Source organism: Dulcicalothrix desertica PCC 7102 (assembly GCF_003991905.1).
Classification (GTDB): Bacteria; Cyanobacteriota; Cyanobacteriia; order Cyanobacteriales; family Nostocaceae; genus Dulcicalothrix; species Dulcicalothrix desertica.
The window spans coordinates 170,467-191,304 of record NZ_RSCL01000001.1 but is presented as its reverse complement, the minus strand read 5'-3'; the positions used below and the strand labels follow the sequence as shown (position 1 = coordinate 191,304).

20 protein-coding genes are annotated in these 20,838 nt (G+C 39.1%); 15 read left to right on the top strand and 5 right to left on the bottom strand.

All coding sequences use genetic code 11. From position 1 onward, the window contains the following. Nucleotides 1-8: 8 nt before the first annotated feature. On the top strand, nt 9-599 hold the full coding sequence (locus DSM106972_RS00850) for a cupin domain-containing protein (RefSeq protein ID WP_127077949.1): 591 nt from the start codon (nt 9-11) through the stop codon (nt 597-599). Nucleotides 600-736: 137 nt separating this feature from the next. On the opposite strand, the gene uvsE is transcribed toward DSM106972_RS00850, so the two are convergent. Beyond that, nucleotides 737-1,678 (bottom strand): UV DNA damage repair endonuclease UvsE, encoded by a 942-nt coding sequence (gene uvsE / locus DSM106972_RS00845; protein WP_127079069.1) that lies wholly within the window; start codon nt 1,676-1,678, stop codon nt 737-739. A gap of 559 nt (nt 1,679-2,237) precedes the next feature. On the opposite strand from uvsE, the gene DSM106972_RS00840 reads away from it, so the two are divergent. Both DSM106972_RS00840 and DSM106972_RS00835 read left to right on the top strand, forming a co-directional pair. Then, nucleotides 2,238-2,453 (top strand): hypothetical protein, encoded by a 216-nt coding sequence (locus DSM106972_RS00840; protein ID WP_127077947.1) that lies wholly within the window; start codon nt 2,238-2,240, stop codon nt 2,451-2,453. Nucleotides 2,454-2,633: 180 nt separating this feature from the next. Then, entirely contained in the window at nt 2,634-4,118 is a 1,485-nt protein-coding gene (locus DSM106972_RS00835; RefSeq protein WP_127077945.1) for a protein kinase domain-containing protein, read from the top strand. 73 nt (nt 4,119-4,191) lie between these two features. Here the strand turns inward: DSM106972_RS00835 and DSM106972_RS53035 are convergent, their stop codons facing one another. Continuing rightward, nucleotides 4,192-5,850, bottom strand: a complete 1,659-nt coding sequence (locus tag DSM106972_RS53035; protein WP_233787858.1) for a PPC domain-containing protein — start codon at nt 5,848-5,850, stop codon at nt 4,192-4,194. A 241-nt stretch (nt 5,851-6,091) separates the two neighbouring features. Between DSM106972_RS53035 and DSM106972_RS00825 the strand changes: the two genes are divergently transcribed. From DSM106972_RS00825 to DSM106972_RS00815, 3 genes are all read left to right on the top strand, one after another. Next, a complete protein-coding gene (locus DSM106972_RS00825; RefSeq protein ID WP_127077943.1) occupies nt 6,092-8,095 on the top strand; it encodes a WD40 repeat domain-containing serine/threonine-protein kinase in 2,004 nt (667 codons plus the stop codon). A gap of 230 nt (nt 8,096-8,325) precedes the next feature. Then, nucleotides 8,326-9,015, top strand: coding sequence for a chromophore lyase CpcT/CpeT (locus DSM106972_RS00820; protein ID WP_127077941.1), 690 nt, complete (start codon nt 8,326-8,328; stop codon nt 9,013-9,015). A 346-nt stretch (nt 9,016-9,361) separates the two neighbouring features. Then, nucleotides 9,362-9,805, top strand: a complete 444-nt coding sequence (locus tag DSM106972_RS00815; RefSeq protein ID WP_127077939.1) for a hypothetical protein — start codon at nt 9,362-9,364, stop codon at nt 9,803-9,805. Here DSM106972_RS00815 and aroF read toward each other — a convergent pair. Beyond that, a complete protein-coding gene (aroF, locus tag DSM106972_RS00810) occupies nt 9,802-10,659 on the bottom strand; it encodes a 3-deoxy-7-phosphoheptulonate synthase (protein ID WP_127077937.1) in 858 nt (285 codons plus the stop codon). The two genes, DSM106972_RS00815 and aroF, sit on opposite strands and share 4 nt — an antisense overlap. A 566-nt stretch (nt 10,660-11,225) precedes the next feature. Between aroF and DSM106972_RS00805 the strand changes: the two genes are divergently transcribed. The 5 genes from DSM106972_RS00805 to DSM106972_RS00785 all read left to right on the top strand — a co-directional run bounded on the left by DSM106972_RS00805 (nt 11,226) and on the right by DSM106972_RS00785 (nt 15,262). Further along, nucleotides 11,226-11,714, top strand: coding sequence for a hypothetical protein (locus DSM106972_RS00805; protein WP_073619884.1), 489 nt, complete (start codon nt 11,226-11,228; stop codon nt 11,712-11,714). Between the two features lie 207 nt (nt 11,715-11,921). After that, nucleotides 11,922-12,845, top strand: coding sequence for a pentapeptide repeat-containing protein (locus DSM106972_RS00800; RefSeq protein ID WP_127077935.1), 924 nt, complete (start codon nt 11,922-11,924; stop codon nt 12,843-12,845). 117 nt (nt 12,846-12,962) lie between these two features. Next, on the top strand, nt 12,963-13,448 hold the full coding sequence (locus DSM106972_RS00795; RefSeq protein ID WP_127077933.1) for a glutathione peroxidase: 486 nt from the start codon (nt 12,963-12,965) through the stop codon (nt 13,446-13,448). Between the two features lie 94 nt (nt 13,449-13,542). Next, entirely contained in the window at nt 13,543-14,364 is an 822-nt protein-coding gene (locus tag DSM106972_RS00790; RefSeq protein WP_127077931.1) for an SDR family oxidoreductase, read from the top strand. A gap of 1 nt (nt 14,365) precedes the next feature. Then, nucleotides 14,366-15,262, top strand: a complete 897-nt coding sequence (locus tag DSM106972_RS00785; RefSeq protein WP_127077929.1) for an alpha/beta fold hydrolase — start codon at nt 14,366-14,368, stop codon at nt 15,260-15,262. Between the two features lie 88 nt (nt 15,263-15,350). Here DSM106972_RS00785 and DSM106972_RS00780 read toward each other — a convergent pair whose 3' ends face one another. After that, the gene (locus DSM106972_RS00780; protein ID WP_127077927.1) at nt 15,351-15,995 is read right to left on the bottom strand and encodes a DNA-3-methyladenine glycosylase family protein; all 645 of its coding nucleotides are present in this window, start codon (nt 15,993-15,995) and stop codon (nt 15,351-15,353) included. Between the two features lie 105 nt (nt 15,996-16,100). Between DSM106972_RS00780 and DSM106972_RS00775 the strand changes: the two genes are divergently transcribed. Together DSM106972_RS00775 and DSM106972_RS00770 are read left to right on the top strand one after the other, a co-directional pair. Further along, nucleotides 16,101-16,724 carry a Uma2 family endonuclease gene (locus DSM106972_RS00775; protein ID WP_127077925.1) on the top strand — a complete coding sequence of 208 codons (624 nt, stop codon included), beginning with the start codon at nt 16,101-16,103 and terminating at the stop codon, nt 16,722-16,724. A 101-nt stretch (nt 16,725-16,825) separates the two neighbouring features. Next, the gene (locus DSM106972_RS00770; RefSeq protein WP_127077923.1) at nt 16,826-17,227 is read left to right on the top strand and encodes a protein kinase domain-containing protein; all 402 of its coding nucleotides are present in this window, start codon (nt 16,826-16,828) and stop codon (nt 17,225-17,227) included. A gap of 140 nt (nt 17,228-17,367) precedes the next feature. Here the strand turns inward: DSM106972_RS00770 and thrS are convergent, their stop codons facing one another. After that, complete coding sequence (thrS, locus tag DSM106972_RS00765) at nt 17,368-19,221, bottom strand: threonine--tRNA ligase (RefSeq protein WP_127077921.1); 1,854 nt, start codon at nt 19,219-19,221, stop codon at nt 17,368-17,370. Between the two features lie 712 nt (nt 19,222-19,933). Here thrS and DSM106972_RS00760 point away from each other — a divergent pair. Next, nucleotides 19,934-20,251: a DUF2605 domain-containing protein gene (locus DSM106972_RS00760; RefSeq protein ID WP_127077919.1), complete on the top strand. Its 318-nt coding sequence runs from the start codon at nt 19,934-19,936 to the stop codon at nt 20,249-20,251. Nucleotides 20,252-20,500: 249 nt separating this feature from the next. Further along, nucleotides 20,501-20,815, top strand: coding sequence for a DUF2973 domain-containing protein (locus DSM106972_RS00755; protein ID WP_127077917.1), 315 nt, complete (start codon nt 20,501-20,503; stop codon nt 20,813-20,815). Nucleotides 20,816-20,838 lie beyond the last annotated feature (23 nt).

Here is a 20,838-nt window from a genome sequence, read left to right as displayed (position 1 = left end):
AACTCCCAATGGCTATTGAAAACAACTGTTTCTGCGAACTAGTTCCACTATATGTACTAGATTTACTAGCCGACTCAAAGCGGGTTTGGGTCGAGCGCGAAATACAACAATCTCCAGAGCTAGCTGAAGAATTAGCTTATTACCAAACAGCTGCAACGGCAATTCCTTACAGCGCACCCGTTGCACCAATGGCTCCAGATTTAAAAGACCGACTATTCGCACGCTTACAACTGGCGCCACCATCTCAAAGAACACAGTCAGAAAATGTCGAGAAGCCATTAACGACAATACGTTTTCAAGATTTAGAATGGCAACCGTACTCAGTCCCAGGTGTAGAAATTGCGAACTTATATATAGATAATACAAAGCGCGAAGTTACCGGAGTGTTACGCGCGCAAGGTGGTGTTCATTATCCTTTACACCGTCATGCAACAGGAGAAGAAATTTTTATGTTAGAAGGTGATTTAGTCGTTGATGGTAAAGTTTATGGCGCCTTCGACTATATCCGTTCTGAACCAAATTCGAGTCATGCTCCTCATACAATAGGTGGTTGTATGTTCTTCTTCCGCACTTCGATAGATGATGAATATACAACTTAGAACAAGTCTTGAGTTACCACGTACAGGTAAGATGAATGAACCACAAAGGCACGCTCGTACACAAAGAAAGAATTATTAATATATAATATTTCTCAATCATTCGTAAATTTCCGTGTTGTAGAGACAGGTCTCTAAATTTACTCATCAATCCACCAATCTCGCAAATTAGCGATAGCGTCTTCTTTATGTTTGGCTTCAACTTCAATCCAAGGCGCCTCTCGGTACACTTCAGGCATAGAATTAATTAAATCACTATGCTTTCTATCTTTAAACGCTTCTTCTCCGTTAGAAATATGTACTAATTGCCAATCTGGATTTTCCCAAGTTGCACGTGCAGCATAAAACATTTCCGCAACGCTAGGGTCATCATACGATTCTAAGTTTTCGTGACAGATATGATGGTGCGCGTCAAATACCATTGGCACCCCAGTACGTTGACACACTTCTAATATCTCACTGCTGCTATAAGCGTGTTCGTCGTTTTCAAATGTCAATCTATTTTTTATATTGTGAGGTAGCTGCGAAACCACACTAACTAAATTATCTGTACGCTGCGATTTTCCACCATGAATATTCATTAATGCCCAAGGTGACTGCGGTAAACCCATTAAATCGAAAGTGTGTGCGTGTCCTGTTAAAATTTTGATGCTTGATTCAACAATTAATGGTGAATCTGAGCTTAACACAACAAATTGGTCAGGATGCAACACGACTCTTACACCCAATTTTGTAGCTTTTTGTCCAACCCGCGCTAACTCGGCGCCCATATTATCTAAAATAGTGGCACCAATATTATCTTCCCAGTCACTAAGTGGGAATAACCCTGAAGACATACGATAAAGTTTTATTCCACGCTTATGACAATACTCTAATGCAATATGCAGGCGCCGTAAGTTCTCACGATAAAGCTCTTCTAGAGTGCGTACTTTGAAATTCTCAGTTAGTTGTAAATAACGTGTGCGCGTAATTGTCTTAAAACGTACATCTTTGGAGAACGTAATACAAACCAATCCTAATTGTGGCGTAATATCCTTACGTCTCGCCTCCTGTCTTGGAATTTTGATTTGAGTTGCAGTCATAATCAGGTTCTGTGATTGAGTGGCGCCGTTCAATTCTACTTTGACAAACTCAGGCGCCGCACAATCAGTATCTAAAGACATAAAAACCGGGTTTCTTTCCAAAGTGCCATAGAAACCGGGTTTCTTTTCAAAGACTTGTAATAGAAACAACAATTTTACATAGAAACCCGGTTTCTTAAGATTTGTTACGTAAATTGTTACATTGGTAACACCAATTCAGAATACCAGTGATTACAATGGCATCAAAAAAGTACTACCTGGGTGCAGTATACAAATGAATCAGCTTGTGGGTTTTCGCATGGCTATAAAGGTTAAAAGCCTTATGCAGCATAGATAAATTGCTTTGGCACCGAATCCGAGCGAACAATAAACTATCCAAAGGCATAGTCGGGAATAAATCTACATGTACCTGGGGGTAGTGATGTCAAGTAAGAAAAATATTTATTAATATAAGTACATACTTGGCAACAAACGTATTGATTTATGTTAAGGAGATTAATTTTATCAATTGAGTCTAAATAGTGCGATTTTGCCAACTTATACGAAAAAATAGGAAATTATGAATAATCAGCAATCGAGCGACTCGAATGAATTTGTAGGAAACCTTAAGAATGGGATATGGCTTTTTGGTGTATCGTCTTGGGTGTTCGGCATAACCGATAGAAGCATCGCTTCATTTTCCGATGGGTATTTATCTGCATTAGACTTGACGCAATTATTTACAGCAGCAACTTTCTTTGTTGCCTGGATATTTTTAAAGCCAGTGAAAGTTTAAAATTGCCAATACTTGTAGGTTATGGGAGGATGCTTTCGTTTAATATTTCAGTAAGCCTGGTTTCACCTAAAAACCAGGCTGTATTGTAATAAAACTGTGCAGTTACAACTATTTACCCTGTTCAAACCAAGGTTGTATATTATATTGGTCTTATAACAACCCAGGAATTTCGTAGCGCAAATGAGCTACTGCATAAATCCCAACTGTCTAAAAAAAGAAAACACGGGAAAACCGTTGTATTGTCAGACTTGTGGTTCCGAGCTGCTTTTGCAAGGACGTTATCGAGTTGTGCGTACACTTGGTGGTGGAGGTTTTGGCATAACTTATGAAATTGATGATTCTGGGTTGCCCAAAGTTTTAAAAGTTCTTACAAATAGTTTACCCAAAGCTATTGAGCTATTCCAACAAGAAAGCTCAGTGCTAAGTCGTTTGCAACATCCAGGTATTCCCAAAGTGGAGTCAGATGGATACTTTACATATTTGCCCAGAGATAGTGAACATCCTTTCCATTGTTTAGTGATGGAGAAAATTGAGGGAGTTAACTTGGATGAATACATGCGAGAATCTCGGAGTTATCAACCTATTGCCGAACTTGCCTCAATTAACTGGTTAAAGCAACTCGTTCAGATTTTGCATCAAGTTCATCATCAGCAATATTTCCATCGTGACATCAAACCAGCGAATATCATGCTGCGACCAGATGGGCAATTAGCTTTAATAGATTTTGGTACTGCCAGGGAAGTTACACAAACGTTCATGCAAAAGCTTGCTGGACAAGAAGTAACAGGTATTGTTTCCCTCGGTTACACACCTCCCGAACAAATGAATGGTAGGGCAGTACCACAATCAGACTTTTATGCTTTGGGACGCACTTTTATATTTCTACTCACAGGAAAATTTCCAAATTCTTTTCCTGAAGACCCTCGAACAGGTGAATTAATCTGGCGAAATTACGCTCCCCATGTATCACAGCAACTTGGTAACTTAATCGATTATTTAGTGGCGCCGTTTCCAGGAAATCGACCCAAAGATGCATCTCAAATTTTAGATTTGCTTGCAGCTATAGATAAAGACTCATCAAATTACGAAAAGGCGCCTGTACATAACACACCAAAATATGCTGGTTTTTGGAAGCGCGCAATAGCTTACATAATTGATTACGTAATTATCGTAATTGGTGTAATGGTAATAAGTGGAATAGTCGGGTCAATACTGGTAGATGTATTTCCTGCTTCAATGGCAACGCTACCAAGTTCCATACCAAAAGAGAAAATAACAAGTACCCCAATTACAGATGCAGTTGTCGGAGGACTTTTCACTTCTAGCTTCGGTTTATTTGGACTATTACTTGTTTTTTTTGTCTCAGACCCACCACTATATCCAGTGGCAAAAATTACGAGTCTTCTTATATTAATATTGCAATGGTTGTATTTTGTATTCTTAGAAAGCTCAAATTTACAAGCAACAGTAGGAAAAATGCCGCTACAAATTATCGCAACAGATGCAAATGGAAAACGTCTTAGTTTTGCTCAAGCAAATATTAGATATTGGAGTAAAAATCTTTCAGGTATAATGTTATGTATTGGTTACGTAGTTGCCATCTTTACCAAAAAGAAACAAGCTCTCCACGATATAATAGCAAATACTTTAGTCATAAATAAGTAGGTTGGGGAGCCACTGCGCCCTTACGGGTTTCCCGGTGAGTCCAGCCTGCGGCACGGAAGCCGACACCGCTGGACTAAAAAACAGTTAGTCTATACGTTCCCCTCTCACGTGCAATAGCAGAAATAACTACCACATAATAAATATCATCTTGAGGCAACCTAACCCTGTCAATTAAAGCACTGTATCTACCATCCTTATCATTATCCCTAGCAACAACCTCTCCTCTAGAGTTTAAAAGCACAACATAAGGAGAAAAATCTTCAAAAACACTATCAGCACGTATACTTACAAGCTGGTCTCTTCTACCTTGAAACTTAGAAACGCTATAAGGACTGCCATTTCTTCTAATAGTAGAACCTCGCGTAGTTAGCACACCAGATTTATCTAAAGCATAACTAGCTCTATCGTTCCGTAAAGCCAAACTATAACGACCACTATCTCGTGGGTTACGACTAGTTACTGCAATGGTGTATTTGCCTGTAGCAGGAAGTCGAACGAACGCAAATGCACTCTTAACCCTTCCGCTAGCTTGTCCATTATTTAATTCGTTGCTACCTCTAGTTAAAATAACTTGATTATTTGAGTCTAGTAGAAACATAAAGGGGTCTAGACTCAAATTATTAGAACGACGCTTATCTATACTCCCAGTTAACCTAACTTCAATAAGTTGATTTTCTGTACCCTCGAACTGGTAAAAATGAAAATATCTGCCTTGTGACTGGAAATCACCTCTTTTTAAAACTCCAATTTCTAAATCTACAAAGTTAATATTTTTATAATTACCAGACGAAGAAACTGGTGATTTTGTTCTTTGCTGCTGATTTCTCTGTCTTTGAGGTATTTGATTAGATTCAATATTTTCAGAAGGTATTGATTCTATTCGTTGACGTACAGGTGTAGATTGACGCTGTGGTTGTGGCGCCGTTTGTAAGGGTGTCGTTGGAGTTACATTTGGTTGCGGTGTTTGACGACGTTGCACAGGTTGAGGTTGACGCTGTGGTTGTGGCGCAGTTTGTAAGGGTGTCATTGGAGCTACATTTGGTTGCGGTGTTTGACGACGTTGCACAGGTTTAGATTGACGCTGAGGTTGTGGCGCCGTTTGTAAGGGTGTCGTTGGAGTTACATTTGGTTGCGGTGTTTGACGACGTTGTACTGGTTGAGGTTGTGGCGCCGTTTGTAAGGGTGTCGTTGGAGTTACATTTGGTTGCGGTGTTTGACGACGTTGTACTGGTTGAGGTTGTGGCGCCGTTTGTGTTGGTGGTTTTGTAGGGGTTACGTCCGGTTGTGGAGTCGGCGCCGTTTGTGTTGGAGTTGTAGTAGGAGTTACGTTTGGTTGTGTTGGAGTTGGGTCGGGTGTAGGAGTTACGGGTGATGGGGTAGGAGGTAAAGGAGATTTTATTGGCTGTTTGGGTTCTCGCTGTTGCGGTATTTCAGATGTCGGAATTTTTTCAATACCTTGTTCTACTGCTTCTGGTTGTCTCTCATCTGGTGGTTTAGCCAGTAAAAATTGTTTTGAATTAGAATTTGTTTGATTTGAAGAGTTTGTGTTCAGATAATTTATACTTCGGGAATTTGGGCTTCCTGAATTTACGGTCAAAGACTTTGCTGATGCTGCGAGAGACAAGCCATTACTTAATAATAATACACTGCTGCTTATGCAACTGGCTAAAATTAGCTTTATTTTTTCTTGATTATTTTTTGGATAATATTTATTCTTATTGTTTGCCATCATTCTACTCCTCGCGGTTTATTTTAAAATTTTGATGGTAAAATTACATTTATGAAATTAAGTGTGACAATAATTACACCATAATCATAATTATTTTGAACTTAATTACTTAAGTATAGGTATTATATAGCGATTATAGCTATATAATTAACAAGAATTTAGAAAATATTGTTTAAGTAAAATCCGGTTGTTAAATTAGTAAGGTATGGCTCAATAATAACTTAAGCTGGACACGAATACCAGTATGCTCTGTTGCCTAAATCCCGACTGCTCAAATCCTTTGAACCCTGATGGCGCCAGTCATTGTCAGGAATGCGGTACACCTTTGATACCTCTACTTAGAGGTCATTATCGTATTATTAAAGTTCTATCCAACGAGGGAGGTTTTGGCAAAACTTATCTAGCTTCCGACGTAGATAAGCTAGATGAAAAGTGTGTTGTTAAGCAGTTGGCGCCGAAAACTCAAGAACCAATGGTTATCAAGAAAGCAATTGAGCTATTTAAACAAGAAGCGAATCAATTACAGCAGTTGGGAGAACATCCACAAATACCTTCGCTATACGCTTACTTTGAGCAAGACAATTATTTATACTTGGTGCAACAATATATTGATGGGCCGAATTTGCTCAAAGAACTACAAATACAAGGAATTTACAGAGAAAGTAAAGTTCAAGAACTGTTGTTAGATTTATTACCTATATTAAGTTATATTCATGACCGTGGGGTAATTCACCGAGATATTAAATTACAAAATATTATTCGCCGTTCGAGTGATGGAAAGTTTGTACTTATAGATTTTGGCGCCTCGAAGCAACTGAGTGAAACAGTACAAACTAAAGTTGGTACAGCTATTGGGTCACATGGTTATAGCGCACCTGAGCAATTACAACATGGGCAAACTTACCCAGCAAGTGACTTATATAGTTTAGGTGTAACTTGCTTTTACCTGCTAACAGGCATTTCTCCATCTAAATTATGGATGGAACACGGTTTTAGCTGGACTAACGACTGGCGGCGCCATATTATCCTAAAAAGCGTATTACCAAGCGAGGAATTAGGCAACTTTTTAGACAGGCTGTTAGTAGCTGACATTCAAAAACGCTACCAATCTGCCTCAGAAGCTTACGCGCACTTAACACACAACGCTTCCAACCACACCTCGATTAATGAACCTCTTCAAACCAAGTTAACACAGCGAACTCAACTAGATAACCTACTCAAGAATCAACTACTGTTGTTTAGTATAATAACTTTGTTAACTTTAGGCATCGGTTGGTATTCTAAACAATCTCAAAATATTCGACCGAATCATTCGGAGCAAACAAACACATTCAAATTGGCGCCTAAAACTTTGAGTGGACATTCAAGCGATGTAAATTCTGTGGCATTTGCTCCTGATGGTAAAATACTCGCGAGTGCGAGTGATGATAAAACGATAAAATTATGGAATTCAGCCACAGGGCAAGAAATTCGCACCCTTACAGGACATTCTAATTGGATTTGGTCTATAGCTTTTAGTCCTAATGCAAAAATACTAGCAAGTTCCGGCGCCGATAAAACCATAAAACTGTGGGATGTCGCAACAGGAAATTTAATCAACACATTCAAAGGACATACACAAGGTGTTAGCTCTGTAGCTTTTAGTCCTAATGGCAAACAGCTAGCTAGTAGCAGCTTAGACAAAACTATTAAAATATGGGATGTAGCAAACGCAAAAGAAATTCGCACTCTAATTGGACATTCTCAACCAGTCGATAACATTATTTTTAGTCCCGATGGTGCAACACTAGCTAGTGCCAGTTGGGATAAAACTATCAAACTATGGAATTTAGTAAACGGTCAAGAAATCCGCACACTAAAAGGACATTCAGATATTGTCCTCTCCATTGCCTTTGATGCCAGAGGTGTTATGTTAGCAAGCGGTAGTAAAGATAAAACTATCAAATTATGGAACTTGGTAACAGGAGAAGTAATCCGTACCATAGAAGGACATACCGAAAAAGTTAATTCTGTTGCCTTCGCATCTGGTGCTAAATATAATCAAGCTTTAGATATCGATGAAATTTTAATTAGTGGTAGTAACGACAACACTATCAAACTATGGAATCCAGTTACTGGAAAAAAACTTCGTACTTTAACACAAGACTCTGGCTTTATTTATTCTATCGCCGTTAGTCCAGATGCACAAAGTATTGCTAGCGGCGGTAGCGCAGGAAATAATCTCAAAATATGGCACATCCCTTTTTAAGAGGTATAAATTGTCATTAGTTGCGTAGCGAAGAATCTGTAGCTACGTTCTACCCGCATGTCCCTTTCAGTCCCCATGCTAATAGCAAAACTCCTCTAGAAGAGGACTATAAATGAATGTGACTGTTACGGCGCCAGACTAAATGACATATTTTTAGATATTTGAGATGCTTCCGTAATCTTGATTTAGAATAGTTGTATTAATTGCATGTTTTTACATAAGTATTACCAATGAAGGCTGTTACAAAAATTTTCCAAAATTGCGGTTTGGGTATTGTGTTACTCGGCGCCTCTCTACTAAGCAATTATACTTTGGTTGCTGTAGCCCAGGATGCTGTGTCAAGTCAGCAGCAGATAGAAGAAGTTGCACAGCGCTTGGAAGGGATAATGGATACTTCGGCACGAGCGCGGGTAAATTCCAAAGCTGCAAATGTTAGGATGACTGCTTGCCGTATTAGTTTAAATAATAATGCTCAAGCAACAAACAAATCTAATAACCCAATATTTCTATATCAAGAGCAAGCGTTATCAAGCGAACTGAACAAACCTTATCGGCAACGCTTTCTAGAAATATCTTCGGTAAATAACGGTCGAACCGTGCGGTCATTATCTTACAAACCAGCCAACGTACAATCTGTTATTAACCTCTGCAACAAACCAGTTTCTGAACGAATAGTTACATCAACTGACCTTGGTAAACCAGTTTGTAGCGTTTATCTTACACGTTCAGGTGAAAACTATATTGGTATCACACCAAATGAAGGTTGCCCCGCTAACGTTCGAGGCGCCGTTAAAATCACAAATACAATTGTATTAAGTAAAACCGGAATGAATACCTGGGATAGAGGCTTTGATGCCAACGGTAAACAAGTTTGGGGCGCCAAAGCTGAATCATATGAATTCCGTAAAATCACTCAATAAACCAAAGTCCTGTAATACATCTTATAGAGCATCTTGTGGGATGGGCATCCTTGCCCGTCCCTTATCTATATTTTTTTTACAAACAAAGTATATTTACCGACTTAATAAATAAAAACTATAAATTTTTGATTTTACTTATATTTCAGATTGACGATAACACAAATGTTATGCCAGTTTGTAGAAGTAGAATTTAATCCCCCCAACCCCCCTTACTAAGGGGGGCTTTAAATCTTAATATTGTTCCCTCTTCCTTCAGAAAAAAGCTTCAAACACCACTCTTATTCCCCCCCTTATTAAGGGGGGCTAGGGGGGATTTCCAATCTTTAAAATAGGAAAAAATCATAAAATGCTACGTAAAATTATTTTATCAAACATTGTAGTTGCAGGTTTAATGCTTACCATATTTCCAGCAACAGCAAGCACTAACGTTAATAAAACACCATCTTCACCAACCTCAACACTACTAGCGCAAGCTATCGACCAAGAAGCACTCTACAAAGCAGGTAATGCACTAGAAAGAGCAGCAAACGCAATGCTCGCAACCCAAACAGCAAAAAGTACACAACAAGTGCAACTACATTTTGACACAGCATTAGTAGCAATGGAAGAAACAGCAAGTTTATTAGAACAAGCTGGTGTTCCAGAAGGCGCCAAAGCAATGAACCGCGCGCTTGCATCAGTACAAGCTGCGGTCAATGCTGAATCTGATGCTGAGGCAGACAACTTCATCAAAGAAGCAGGTAAAGCTTTAGATGATGTAATTACAGCAGTAGAAAAAGCAGCTAATTAGTAATGAGCGCACTTTCTACTCAGCACTTTTCTATTAGATATTTTGCGTCCGACAGAGAAGGCAACTGGTACTAATGTGTGAACTAAATCAATCATTTCTTCTAAAGATAGTGCTTGTTGTGCATCGGAAACTGATTTTTCTGGAACTGGATGACACTCAATTATTAATCCATCGGCGCCACATGCAATTGCGGCACGTGATAATGGTGCTATTAGTTCGCGTCCACCAGCAGCGTGTGATGGGTCTACGATAACTGGTAGATGTGTAATTTGTTTGAGTGCTGCTACGGCGCCTAAGTCTAATACGTTACGAGTATAGTTATCGAAACTGCGAATACCGCGTTCGCACAGTACAACATCAGAATTGCCGTGACTTAAAATATATTCTGCTGCCATGACAAACTCTTCAATTGTGGCAGCTAAACCGCGTTTAAGTAGAATTGGTTTACCTGCACGTCCAAGTTCTTTAAGTAAATCGAAGTTTTGCATGTTGCGACTGCCTACTTGCAGCATATCAGCATGAGCAGCTATAACTTCGATTTGTGAAATCGCCATTACTTCTGTAACTACAGGTAGATTATATTTGTGACTTACTTCTGCTAGCACTTTCAACCCAGTTTCACCCATACCTTGGAATGCGTAAGGAGATGTGCGGGGTTTGTAAACTCCACCACGTAATGCTTTTACAGGGGAAGTATGGAGTTTTTCTGCTACGGTTTCCATTTGTTCGTAACTTTCTACCGCACAGGGACCACCAATAATAATTATTTCTTCTCTTCCGAAGGTTACATTATCAGAGATTTGTACTAAAGATTGTTGTTGGTTTGATTTAGCAGCGAGTTTAGCGTTATTCATTGCAAGATGTTGTTTATATGTGTGAAAGTCAAAAAAAACCCGGAGTGTTAATACTCCGGGCAAAAGTTTGTCATCATGACGCGCCTATTGCTCCGGAGGATATCCGAACCAAAAATAAAATCCGTAAAACCAGCTTGTAAGGTATGCCATGACGAACAAATTAATAGAAGTACAAAAAAACAAAAACCGCAGAACATCTAGTCTGCGGTTCACTGGGTGATTTCCATGTGGAAACGTCATTCACTCCCAGTGAACCACCCGATGCCAAAAATAAAAGTAGCTGATTGTATGTATCATTGATTAGATTGTTGCAAAAACTTATAATAATCCTATCCTTTACAATTTAGCAGGGTATAACAGCATTCGTCAATATATGAGCATCATTAAAAAAAATAGTGTTTATTCTGTAAAGTACAGCTTAGTGAAGTAAAGCTTTATAGATAATAGGTAGTAGTCAATCGGCAACCACCAGGGTAAGTAAGATATGTTCATAGCATCGATTGAGTGGAAAGCGCGGCGCCTATTAACCATCCATTGCACAACGTTATCGACGCATCGACTTATATATGAAGCCCAGTTCCAAACTTTTATCAACATCATTTAACTATCACGGTGCTTATCCCTGTCCGGTTTGTCGTGTGGGTAAAATTACTCATATGCCCATGATGGAGGCAATGTCTTGTGATTTTTGTCAGCAAATCTTTACTGTCAACATAGAGCAGCAGCAACTAAAAATGCCTTCGCGACAACCTCCTTTAGTTTGGCGTTGGAATGGTTTCAATTGGACAGAAGCTCAACTAGAAGGAGTTGAATTTGGCTGGGGTTACGTTTTTGCAGCACTTGCCTTTATATTTTTACCAACAGGACTAATAGGTATCGTTGCTTACAATTTCCCCCCATCGCCAGAGGCTCCATTAAGCTGGGTACCTTATATTTGGACTGCGTTGACTTTTATATCGCACTTTACAATCATTTTATGGTTGTTCATTGAGATATATCAAGTACCGATTCGAGCTTATTTGCGAGCTATACGCGAGCGTTTGCTGATTCGGTAGATAAAAATTGAGGATTCTGAGTCCGGGAATAGGGGATTACAAAATGTATATTCTCTAGTCCCGATTCATAATTCTAGGTAATCACAAAAATTAAAAAATACCGTATTTGTGGTGCCCTGAACGAATTTGTTAAAAGATTTACTCCTGAAAAGAGCAGATAAGGGGCTAAATCACTCATAATTAAAATGGTAAAAATACAACTGACTTATGCGAGAACTGGAGCGATACTACCGAATTTTAGAATTGGAGCCAGGAGCTACTCTTGATGAAGTTAACCAGGCTTACAAGGATTTGGCTTTTGTATGGCATCCAGACCGCATCCCGTTGGATAATCAACGTTTAAGAGAAAAAGCTGAGAGAAAGCTTCAAGACATTAACGAAGCACGCGAGAAGTTACGCTCGTACAAATCGCGCTTTAACGTTAATCGCACATCCTCGCAAACAACCTACAGGCAATCATCTAGACCTGTATCACAACCGCCACCAAAGTCAACTAGATATACCTCTCAATCAACCTCACAATCAAGAACATACGAGCCAGCACCAGAGCCAAAACCACAGCCAGCACCGGAACCCAAACCACACTCGCCAGCACCAGAACCCAAACCAGAAGCGGCGCCAGAACCCAAATCAGAAGCGGTGCCAAAATCTTCATCGTCAAGCCAAACAACCTACAGACCTGCATCTTCAACCACACCAAAACCCACACCCCAGCCAAGTTATCAAGAACAAACATATCAATCAAATTATCAACCGCCTAAGCAGCATCCCGATTTAAGCGGCAAAGACTACAGTAACGCCAACTTAAGTAACCGTGATTTCTCTGGTCGAAACTTGAGTTACGCAAATCTTAGCGGCGCCAATCTTAGCGATACATTTATGCACAAAGTAAATTTACGTGGTGCAAATCTATCTGAAGCTAATTTATTTCGGGCAAATTTATTGCTAGCCGATTTACGAGAAGCCAATTTACAGTCAGCCAACTTAATAGGTGCCGACTTAAGCGGTGCTGATTTACGTGGCGCCGACTTCCGCAATGCCAGAGTCATGATTGGCGATAGAGTTCAAGTTAAACTCATCGGCGCCATGTTAAGCGGCGCCATTATGCCCGACGGTTCCGTACACGATTAGTTAATGTAAGGGCGGGTTAACCCAAATCTTTCTTGTTCACCAAACATATAACTAAACCCGCCCCGTACCAATAATGTGAGAAACTTAACAATGGTTTACAATTACACCATTAGTTAAATGAGTACCACAATCACAGACATAGCAGTCAAAACAATCGACGGACAAGAAAAAAACCTCAGTGAATATGCTGGAAAAGTACTATTAATAGTAAACGTCGCATCTTACTGCGGTTACACAGGGCAATATAGCGGACTAGAGCAATTAAACAAAAAATACCGCGATGCCGGATTACGTATACTTGGATTTCCTAGTAACGATTTCGGCGCCCAAGAACCAGGTACAAACCAAGAAATTGCAACATTTTGCGACAGAAACTACGGCGTAACTTTTGACTTATTCGATAAAGTTCACGCAAAAGGTTCCGACAAACACCCACTTTACGAGCGACTAACAAGCGCAGTGGAACCAAAAGGTGACGTATCTTGGAACTTTGAGAAATTTGTAGTCGGCAAAAATGGTGAAGTCGTCGCGCGGTTCAAAAGCGGTACCACACCCGAATCACCAGAGTTAATCGAAATAATTGAGCGCGAACTCGCAAAATAGTAGATTTAGTTATGAGTGCTGAGTGCTGAGTTGTAACTCATAACTCATAACTCATAACTCCTAACTCCTAACTCCTAACTCCTAACTTTAAATTATGAATGTTGCAATTATTGGATGTGGTTATGTCGGTACAGCAGTTGCTAAATGTTGGCAACAAAAAATGACGCTGGTTGTAACAGCGACTACTACTACACTGGCAAGAGTTTCAGAATTACAAACTTTTGCCCAAAAAGTATTTGTTTTACAAGGTAATGACCGCGAAGAGTTAGAAAAAGTTGTACATGGTCAAGATTGTGTATTGTTGAGTGTTGCACCTAGACGTGGTAATTCTTATCAAGATACTTATTTACAAACTGCCGAAACAGTCGCACAAGTCTTAAAAAAAGCTTCAGTCAAACAATTAATATATACAAGTACTTGTTCAGTATACGGAAATCAAAACGGTAATTTAGTAGATGAAACAACACCTTTGGCGCCAACTAGTGAAAGTCAGCAAGTTCTTTGTGACACCGAACAAGTATTACTTACTGAATTAAAAGATAAATTACATGTTTGTATATTTCGTCTTGGTGGAATTTATGGGCCAGGACGCGAACTAGTAAAAATTTACAGTCGAGTCGCAGGCCAAACTCGTCCTGGAGATGGAAGCGAACCATCTAACTGGATACATTTGGATGATATTGTTGGCGCCATTGAGTTTGCACGACATTATCACCTTCAGGGAATTTATAATTTAGTTGACGATGCTAATTTATTAAATCGCGAAGTAATAGACCGTGTATGTGAGACACATAATTTACCCAAAGTCACATGGGATACCTCACAACCGTCTAACAAAAACTACTTAGCCAAAATCTCGAATCAAAAAATTAAAGCTACTGGTTACAAGTTAATTCATCCGGAGATGATTTTTTAACATGCTAACTCAAGATACTACACAGACACAATATTACACCTGGCAAAACTACCGTTGTGCTTACGAGGTGTACAATCCTACTAATACACCAAGTGGCGCCCCTTTATTATTAGTTCACCCTATCGGGGTAGGTTTATCACGCCAATTTTGGCAGCGTTTCATTCGCGAATTTTACAATCAAGGTCATCAAAATCAGATTTATAATCCTGATTTAATTGGATGCGGTGACAGTGATATGCCCGCTATACCATCTACACCCGAATTTGAAGCACAACAGTTACAATTCTTTATTCAAAATATAATTCAGAAGCCAGTAATTTTAGTTGTACAAGGCGCCTTATTTCCTGTAGCTGTCGAATTATACCAGAAAGTACCCGATTTAATCGCGGGAATGGTGTTATCTGGGCCTCCCACTTGGTCACTAATTAGTAAAGACAGACCCAAATGGCGCCAAAATTTAGCATGGTCAATATTTAGTTCACTATTTGGAAATTTATTCTATCGTTATGCACGTACCGAGAAGTTTTTACGCAACTTCTCAACTAAAAGACTATTTGCATCCTCTGATAAAGTTGATAGTGAATGGCTAAATACTTTACAGAAAGGCGCCTCTAATATGGCTTCTCGCTATGCTGTATTCTCATTCTTAGCTGGATTTTGGCGCCAAGATTATCGTAGCAAGGTAGCAGTAATTCAAAAACCCGTACTTGCAGTAATGGGTGAAGTCGCATCGAGTATAGCCAAAGAAGGAGAACAAGAAAAAGCAAACGAACGTTTAGCCGAGTACTTGGCATGTTTACCCCAAGCACAAGGTATTAAAATTCCAGGAAGAAATGTTCTGCCATATGAGTCAACAGCAGAATTTGTAAAAGCAATGTCATCATTTGTCAAACTCTAAAATCAAATCTTGTGGAACAGGCATCCCTGCCTGTTAATTTAATCTCAAAATTAAAGGCGGGCAAGGATGCCCACCCCACAAGAAAAAATTAAATACTTTTAACTTTAGTTGTGTTATTCAAATAATAATGCCACAAAATCCTTGTAGCTATAGCACGCCACGGGCGCCATTTCTCAGCAATAACTTCTAGTTGTTGTGGTGTTGGACGTGTAGGTAAATCTTTTAATTTCTGATAAGCAAGAATCACTCCTAAGTCAGATGCAGGAAAAGCATCAGGACGCTGTAACGACATCATTAAATATATATCTACAGTCCAATTACCAATACCTTTAATTTTTGTAAGTTCCGCGCGTAAAATTGCCTCATCACCCAATTCAAGTTTATCCAAATCAAGTGAGTTACTAGCTATTGCAGCAGCTAGGGCGCGTGTATAAACAATCTTTTGACGACTTAAACCTGCTGACTGTAACTGCAAATCATCAAACTTAATAAAATGTTCTGGCGTTAACGGATTAACTAAAAGTTCTAACTTCTTAAATATTGCATTAGCCGAAGCAACCGAAACTTGTTGTCCTAAAATAATTCGTATAAGTCCAATAAAACCCTTTTCCCGTATCCAGTTTGGTGGATACCCATAGGTTTGAATAATTTCTGCTAAGTCATTATCACGACTCACAAGTTCTTGTATACCTAGCGCAATCGTTTCTTCTGTAAGAGGTTGCAGTATTAACATTATGTTTTTATTTATACGTGGATACTCTTGCTATAATCAAAGGTAATCCTAAGATAGGAAAGAAGTAACATTTGTCCTATCGCTTCCAATATTATTATTACGCAAATGCAAGTCACAGAAAAGCGGTACTATACCATAGAGGAATACTTAGCTTTGGAGGAAAAAGCCGACTCAAAAAGCGAGTATATAGATGGAGAGATTATTCCAATGGCAGGTGGAAGTGCGAATCATAATCGAATAGCTGGTAATTTTTATGCTGTTATGAATTTTGCGTTCAAGCGAGAAAATTATGAAGTATTCAAAAGCGATATGCGTCTTTGGCTACCGAAGCCACGTATTTATACATACCCAGATGTAATGGTTATAGCAGGTGAACCAGAATTTTTGGAGAATCGTAAAGATACAATTACCAATCCAAAAGTAATCATTCAAGTTTTGCCAAAACTTACTGAGAAGAATCAGAGAAAAACTAAATTTAATGCTTATTGCACAATACCATCTTTTGAAGAGTATTTATTGATTGAACAGGATGAAATTAATGTATTGCATTATTCAAAAATAGATGATAAGCATTGGTCAATACAAGAATACGATCATGAGGATGAAAAAATTTCTTTAGTGACTGTTCCGTTTGAAATTACGTTGCAAGATTTATACAATAAAGTAAAATTTGATACAATTGAATCAGAGGAAGAGGAAAAAAATTCTGACGAAGGCGCCATCCCATAATTGTTAAGAAAATATTAAACCTGAAAACTTGAATTAAGTACTGACTGCGGAAGGGTTGTTGTGCCAAAATTTACAATAATAACTTCAGTGGCATCAACGCAATGATTGGACAAGTCATACGGCAGCATTACAAGATTATCGAGCAATTGGGGCAAGGAGGCTTTTGCGAAACGTTCTTGGCAGAAGATTTAGACATTCCCGCAGAACCGAAGCCAAAATGTGTTGTCAAGCGCTTACATCCTCAAGTTATACAACCAGAAGTTTTACGGTTGTTTGAGACAGAAGCGAAAATAATGTACAACCTGGGACAAAGCCATAATCAAATTCCCAGGCTCTTCGCTTATTTTGAAGAAAATGGCGAATTTTTCTTAATTCAGGAGTTTATCGAGGGACAAGACTTAGGCAAAGAACTTACTCCTGGAAAACAACTGAGCGAGGGTTACACCATCAAGCTTCTGCGAGATGTATTAGAAGTACTGGAGGACGTTTTTTGCCTGTTTTAACTGAGGTTAATTTCATTACAGGTTTTCATCCTTGGTAATGATTATTTCTTTGCTATTCATACAACTTATATTAAATTTTTGAGTTGTTGTGATATGTAAATTTTTGACTGCACAGGCAGGATGCCTGTGCTACATGAGTGTTAGAAGTTCTCGAAGTTGGTGATTGCGTTTTTCATTTTGTCGATGACTTCTGTTACTGCTACGCTTCCTAGTTCTCCTGATGCGCGTGTGCGGATACTTAGGGTGTTTGTTTCTACTTCTTTGGCGCCTACTACTGCCATTACTGGTATTTTTTGTTTTTCGGCGTTACGAATTATTTTACCTAGTCTGTCTCCACTGATATCTACTTCTGCACGGATACCTACAGCGCGCATTTTGGCAGCAACTTCTTTGGCGTAGTCTAAGAATTGTTCGCTTACTGGTAGTAAACGTGCTTGCTCTGGCGCCAACCATAATGGAAAGTCACCTGCGTATTCTTCAATTAAAATACCAATTAATCGTTCTAAGGAACCAAATGGCGCCCGATGTATCATAATTGGACGTTTACGTGAACCGTCTTCAGCAACATATTCTAAATCGAAGCGTTCGGGTAAGTTGTAGTCAACTTGTACCGTTCCAAGTTGCCATTCTCTTTCTAATGCGTCTTGGAAGATAAAGTCTAATTTGGGACCGTAGAAGGCAGCTTCTCCTATACCTAAAAAGTGGTCCATTCCCAAATTTTCAACTGCGCGACGAATGGCACCCTCAGCTTTTTCCCATGCTTCGTCTGAACCTATGTATTTGTCGCTTTCTGGGTCGCGGAAACTTAAGCGTGCTTTAAAGTTCTTTAGTTGCAAACTTTTGAACACTGACAATATTAAATCAACGACGTTGAGAAATTCAGAGTCGAGTTGTTCGGGTGTTACAAATAAGTGCGAGTCATCAACTGTAAATCCGCGCACACGTGTTAAACCACCTAATTCTCCAGATTGTTCGTAGCGGTATACTGTGCCAAACTCGGCGAGACGCATTGGTAACTCACGGTATGAGCGTAGTTCGCTGCTATATATCTGGATGTGGAAAGGACAGTTCATTGGTTTCATGACAAAACCCATTTCCAGAGCTTTCGCTTCTTCATCCTCTGCCATGAGAGGAAACATGTCTTCTTTGTACTTCTGCCAGTGTCCCGAAGTTTTAAACAAATCAACTTTGGCAATGTGAGGAGTAACAACAGGCAAGTAACCGCGTTTAATTTGTTCTTGTTGGAGATAATTTTCTAAAAGACTCCGTAACAAAGTGCCTTTGGGTGTCCATAATGGTAAACCCGGCCCTACTAAGTCAGAGAATATAAATAACCCTAACTCTTTGCCTAGTTTACGGTGGTCACGACGTAGTGCTTCTTCTTTACGTCGCTTGTACTCTGCTAGCTGTTCGGGTGTTTCCCATGCGGTGCCATATATACGCTGTAATTGTGCCTTGGTTTCGTCGCCACGCCAATAGGCGCCTGCTAAAGTTTCAAGTTCAATTGCTTTCGGGTTTAAATCACCTGTATTGTCAACGTGAGGTCCTGCACACAAATCCCACCATTGGTCACCCACATGGTAAATTGTTATGGGTTCTTGCTTGATGTCCGCTAGTATTTCTAACTTGTAAGGCTCGTTAATTGCGTTAATTCGACGTTCCGCTTCTTCTCGACTAACTTCTTCGTGCGTTACTGGCAGTTTACGGTTGATAATCTTTATCATCTCCTTGTAGATGGATTTTAAATCCTTCTCAGCAAAAGGTTCTGGACTATCAAAGTCGTAGTAAAAACCATTTTCAATCCAAGGACCAATTGTAACTTGTGCCTTGGGAAACAGCTTTTGTACTGCCATTGCCATGACGTGAGAAGTCGTATGGCGAATTTTCTTCAAGCTTTCCGACTCGCTTGTGCGGGGTAAACTAATTTTTTCGACGGATGATTGCTCTGATTGCTCTGGCTGATTATTATCTAGTTGTGTTACGTTTGGCGACATCGGCTGTTTTACCTTTGGCTTAATTCTTTAATTACTTTGTATTTGGACTTGCGCTTATATTGTAAAAAAATAGTTCCTATACTAACATGGTCGTTTTTGATTATTGTGGCGCCGCTCCTAGGTCGCCCGTCATTCACAACTTAAGCCATGTGGAGGATGATTTTAACAATATCAAGTCAACAAACTCTAACCTATAGATACCGCTACGGCGCGATATATTCTCTCATGCTTTCTTAATAAAATATTTATATTCTGTTCATCTTTACACAAAGATACCTCCTCTGACACATTGACTTACTACTTAATTAGTACTTAAATTAAAAAACTAAATCAATTTGCTTTTGATTACCTGTAATGGTAATTTTAATATTCCAATCGCAAAATTAATTTTGGTATTGGACTTGTTACAAATGTGATTTTTGCACTTTTGAGGCGCCGAAGAACAGAACATAGTTCTGCATCTATGTTAACGATAGAGTCGGACTAAGGTAAAAGTCATGTTTTTGTATCATAACTGTACATATTGACAGTAAAAGGTTTGTGTTCCCTATATAGTTAAAGTTTTACAGGTAATTAATCAAATCGACTATAATATAGATTGTAGCCCTTGCTACAAAATGCCAGGTGTGAGAAGTATCTTATGATTCTAGAGTGTTAAGAATCGTTAAAAAAGTTAATATTAATAAGAAAGTTAGAAGTATGCTTCTCATTTATGCGGGACTCAAATCTACCAGAACCGGAATTACTAAAGTCAGTTTTACAGCCTTTATTGGAAGATTTCCAGTACTGGTTTGCCCGTGCCTTGCACTTGCTTGAAACTGAGCGGATTGATTTTATGAGTACACAGCAGCAGTCAGACTTGAAGCAGCGAGTAAAGACCGCGCAAGAACAGGTAAATACTGCGAAGATGATGTTTAGCGCGACCTCTGGACAAGTTGGAATCGATATGGAAGCCTTAATGCCTTGGCATCAGCTTGTTACCGAATGTTGGAATGTGGCTATGAATCATCGCGCTCAAGGTGAAGTGTAGGAAGTACAGCTATATTACTTTACAATTACAAAGAAATGATTTAACCAGTTTATCTTCAGATTAAAGTATATTATGCTACTTAGTATCGATAAAAGATAAGAGTGTAGCCCAATATTTAGCTAGTTAAGTAAGTTTTCGTAGTTCTTGTTTTGATTTGATTGCATTTAAATTTCAGTATCAAGTACAAACTGCAAATCTAGTATCGATTTATAAACCCTTTAATAATACGCTGCCTTGGAGGAAACCCCTATGTTACACCTTATTTACATTCTTGCTTTTACAGTTCTCGCGATTATTGCTGTTGCGAATTTGATTCGTAACTTAATTATGTTTAGTTTTGATAGAGAGCGAACATATACAACAAGACCACAAGGTGGTAATTACGGTTACACAGCAAGAAAGCAATTTGTGCCTCATCCAGAATTGTTGGATAGTTCGGGCAATTTAATTAAAGAACCTTTATTAGTAATGCGTTCTATTAACGTAGAAGACGCTCGTCAGCAGCTTGATGCAATATTTGAAGCATCACCTGGACACAAAAGCGACGTTCAAGAAGAAAAATAATTAATGTAGAGACGCGATATATC